3 protein-coding genes and 1 pseudogene are annotated in these 3,617 nt (G+C 69.1%); 3 read left to right on the forward strand and 1 reads right to left on the reverse strand.

All coding sequences use genetic code 11. The features are described from left to right. Together WA965_RS21100 and WA965_RS21105 are read left to right on the forward strand one after the other, a co-directional pair. Nucleotides 1-911, forward strand: a pseudogene (locus WA965_RS21100) (DEAD/DEAH box helicase); the annotation flags it as partial. Nucleotides 912-966: 55 nt separating this feature from the next. Next, a complete protein-coding gene (locus WA965_RS21105; protein ID WP_526301627.1) occupies nt 967-1,773 on the forward strand; it encodes a DUF4333 domain-containing protein in 807 nt (268 codons plus the stop codon). Between the two features lie 4 nt (nt 1,774-1,777). Here WA965_RS21105 and WA965_RS21110 read toward each other — a convergent pair whose 3' ends face one another. After that, entirely contained in the window at nt 1,778-2,737 is a 960-nt protein-coding gene (locus tag WA965_RS21110) for a 5'-3' exonuclease (protein ID WP_526301625.1), read from the reverse strand. A gap of 67 nt (nt 2,738-2,804) precedes the next feature. Here WA965_RS21110 and WA965_RS21115 point away from each other — a divergent pair. Further along, on the forward strand, nt 2,805-3,617 hold an 813-nt coding region (locus WA965_RS21115; protein ID WP_526448035.1), incomplete at its 3' end, for a M24 family metallopeptidase.

The following is a 3,617-nucleotide window of genomic DNA, read 5'->3' on the forward strand; positions in this document are numbered from 1 at the left end:
GTGATGTCCCGTCGGCACGCGGGCGCCGGAGCGGCCCGCCCCCTGAGCAGGACATCGACCCGGAACTGGTCTCCCTGCGTAACCGGATGCGGGCCCATCGTGCCCACCACCTGCCCGACAGGGAGGACAGAGCCCGGGTCGCCGAGCGCTACCTCAAGATCGAGCGCGACAACGATCAACTCCGGAAGAAGATTGCCGCCGCGACGAATTCGTTGGCACTGACCTTCGATCGGATCGTGGTGCTGCTGACGGAGCGCGGATTCATCGCCGTCGACGGAGTCGACCAGACCACCGCCGTCGACGGAGTCGAGAAGACCAGCGGGGCCGGTGACGACACGCCGGAATCCGACGGGAGTTCTGCTCACCCCGTGGTGACCGACGACGGCAGGCTGCTGGCACGTATCTACAGCGAAAGCGATCTGCTGGTCGCCGAGTGCCTGCGCGCCGGCGTGTGGGAGGGGTTGGACGCGGCCGAACTGGCTGCGGCACTGTCGTCGGTGCTCTACGAATCGCGGCGCGACGGGTACGGCGCCGGGGACGGCTCAGACGTTCCGACCGCTCGGTTGCGCCGCGCGCTGAATCAGACCCGCAGGCTGTGGACCGAGTTGCGGGCCGACGAGCAGCGGCATCGGATCACCCAGAGCCGCGAACCCGATGACGGATTCGTCGCCGCGATCCACCGATGGGCCAGTACCGGAGACCTGGCCTCGGCACTGGCCGTCGCCGGGTCCGCAGCGTCGTCCAACAGCGGATCCTCGATGTCTGCAGGCGATTTCGTGAGATGGTGCCGTCAGGTGCTTGACCTGGCCGACCAGGTACGTAATGCCGCTCCGTCACCCGCCTTGCGTGCGACCGCGAAACGCGCAATCAGCGACGTTCGGCGCGGCGTTGTAGCTGTTGATGCGGGGTAGGGTGTGGCAGCAGGCCAGAAACCGGCACATCAGCCGCGGACGACCAAGGAGAGAAATGAGCGGACCGCAGGGATCTGACCCGTCGCAGTCGTGGCAGGGACAGCAGCCCGGACAGGGCGGAGACCAGCCGGCGGCCGAATCGACCGGCAACCAGGGATGGCAGCCACCCTCCGGGGCAGAGCAGCCGCAGGCCCCCGGCGGCGATCAGCCGGCGTGGCAGCCGCCCGCCTACACACCGCAGCAGTACCCGCAGTATCAGCAGCCCACCCAGCCGCCGACGTATTCGCCGCAGCAGTATCCGCAGGGTGAGCAGTACGGCCAGCAGCCGACCGAATACACCCCCGCCGGCTACCCGCCGCCCGGTCAGTACGGGCAACCCGGCCAGGCGTACGGCCAGCAGTACGGCCAGCCGCCTGGTTACGGCCAGCAGCCGGGCCAGCCCGGTCAGTACGGCCAGCAGCCGGGGCAGTACGGCCAGTACCCGCCCGGCGGTTACCCGGCACCCGCTCCGGAGGAGGGTTCGAAGCGCTCGATGGCCGTCATCGGTGGCGTCGTCGGCCTACTCGCCGCGGTCATCGTTGCCGTGGTGCTGGTGCTCGGCTTCTGGAAGCCGGGCTTCTTCGTCACCACGAAGCTCGACATCGCCGCAGCCCAGAGCGGGGTTCAGCAGATCCTCACCGACGACACCAACGGTTACGGCGCCGACAACGTCAGCGACGTCCAGTGCAACGACGGGGTTTCCCCCACGGTCCGCCAAGGTGAGACGTTCGACTGCGAGGTCAGCATCGACGGCACCAAGCGCCAGGTGACGGTGACGTTCCAGGACAACGACGGAACCTACGAGGTCGGGCGCCCGAGGTAGCGGCTCACCCGGGAAGGTCGTCGAGGGCCTTCTGTAACCGCCCGATCGACGACGACACGCCGTAGCGCTGCGCCAGTTCGGCGACCTTCTTCGGCTGAGCTGCGGCCAGCGGCAGCGTGTCGGTCTCGGTGGACATCGTGACGTCGGCGTCGGTGGCGACCCGCACCACCGGTTCAGCGTTGACGATGTAGTCCGCCGCAGCCAGCAGTTTGGCGCGATGTGCCTTGGACAGTCTGGAGGCCGGGTCCCGGCTGGCGATCACGATCTGTTCCAGAGATCCGTGCTGGGCCAGAAGCGTTGCCGCGGTCTTCTCTCCGACACCCGCCACGCCGGGGAGGCCGTCGGAGGGGTCTCCGCGCAGCAGCGCCAGTTCCGCGTAGGCCGATCCGGCCCGCTCGAGCGGCACCCCGTAGGTTTCGGCGACCTCGACAGGGCCGTACTTCGTCGCCTTGGCCAGGCCGCGGCCGAGGTAGAGCACCCGTACCGGCACGGGTTCGTCCCGCACCACCTGGAGCAGGTCGCGGTCCCCGCTGACGACCACCACCGGATCGTGACGCTCCCGGTCGGCCAGTGTGCCCAGCACATCGTCGGCTTCGGCCTCCGGAGCCCCCGCCGTGGCGATCCCGAACGCGTCGAGAATCTCCATGATCATGTCGACCTGGGGGGTCAGCTCATCGGGCACCTCCTCGATGTCAGGGTCGTCTCCCGGGCGCTGCTCGGCGACACGGTGCGCCTTGTACGACGGGACCAGGTCGACACGCCACTGCGGACGCCAGTCGTCGTCGCGGCACACCACCAGTCGGTGAGGTCGTTCGCGGGTGATCAGCGTGGCGACGGCGTCCAGGAAACCACGCAGGGCGTTGACCGGCCGGCCGTCCGGTGCGGTGATCGACGAGGGAACCCCGAAGTACGACCGGAACCACATGCTGGCACCGTCGAGGAGGAGCACGGGCGCATTGCTCATGCGGTCATCCTGCCAGGCACCACTCCTGCGCGGCCGCCGCATCTCGGCCGGGATTAGCCTGAACACCATGACGGGACATCGTTTCAGCACCGAGGTGTACGCCGGGAGACTGGCCACCGCAGCCCGCGCCGCAGCCGATGCCGGGCTCGCGGGCCTGATCATCACCCCGGGCTACGATCTGCGCTACCTCGTCGGGGCGCGGGCCCAGACCTTCGAACGGCTGACCGCGCTGGTGCTGCCCGCAGTCGGTGACCCGACGATCGTGCTGCCACGGCTGGAGCTCGCGTCGCTCAAGGAGTCCGCCGTGCTCGAACTCGGTGTCGCCGTGCGTGACTGGGTGGACGGTGAGGATCCGTACTCGTTGGTGGCGCAGGCGTTGGGCGGACCTGACAACGGAGACCTCGCCGTCGCGGTCACGGACTCGATGCCCGCCCTGCACCTGCTGCCGCTCGCGGAGATCCTGGGCGTGGTTCCGGTGCTGGCCACCGATGTACTGCGCACGCTGCGCATGGTCAAGGATCCCGCCGAGGTCGACGCGCTGCGCAAGGCGGGCGAGGCGATCGACAGGGTGCACGCGCGGGTGCCGGAGTTCCTGGTGCCGGGGCGCACCGAAGCCGACGTCGCCGCCGACATCGCCGAAGCCATTGTGGCCGAGGGACATTCAGAGGTCGCCTTCATCATCGTGGGGTCGGGCCCACACGGCGCGGATCCGCACCATGAGTGCTCGGATCGGGTACTGCAGGCCGGCGACATCGTCGTCGTCGACATCGGTGGGCCCTACGAACCCGGCTACAACTCCGACTCCACCCGCACCTACAGCCTCGGTGAGCCTGCCCCGGACATCGCCCGCCGCTACGCCGTGCTGCAGCGGGCCCAGCGT

The sequence above is a fragment of the Mycobacterium sp. genome, assembly GCF_049683935.1.
In the GTDB taxonomy this organism is placed as follows: domain Bacteria; phylum Actinomycetota; class Actinomycetes; order Mycobacteriales; family Mycobacteriaceae; genus Mycobacterium.

Excerpts from the sequence above, each read along its gene's own strand:
- WA965_RS21105 (WP_526301627.1), top strand. The coding sequence starts at position 967 with ATGAGCGGACCGCAGGGATCTGACCCGTCGCAGTCGTGGCAGGGACAG.
- WA965_RS21110 (WP_526301625.1), bottom strand. The coding sequence starts at position 2,737 with ATGAGCAATGCGCCCGTGCTCCTCCTCGACGGTGCCAGCATGTGGTTC.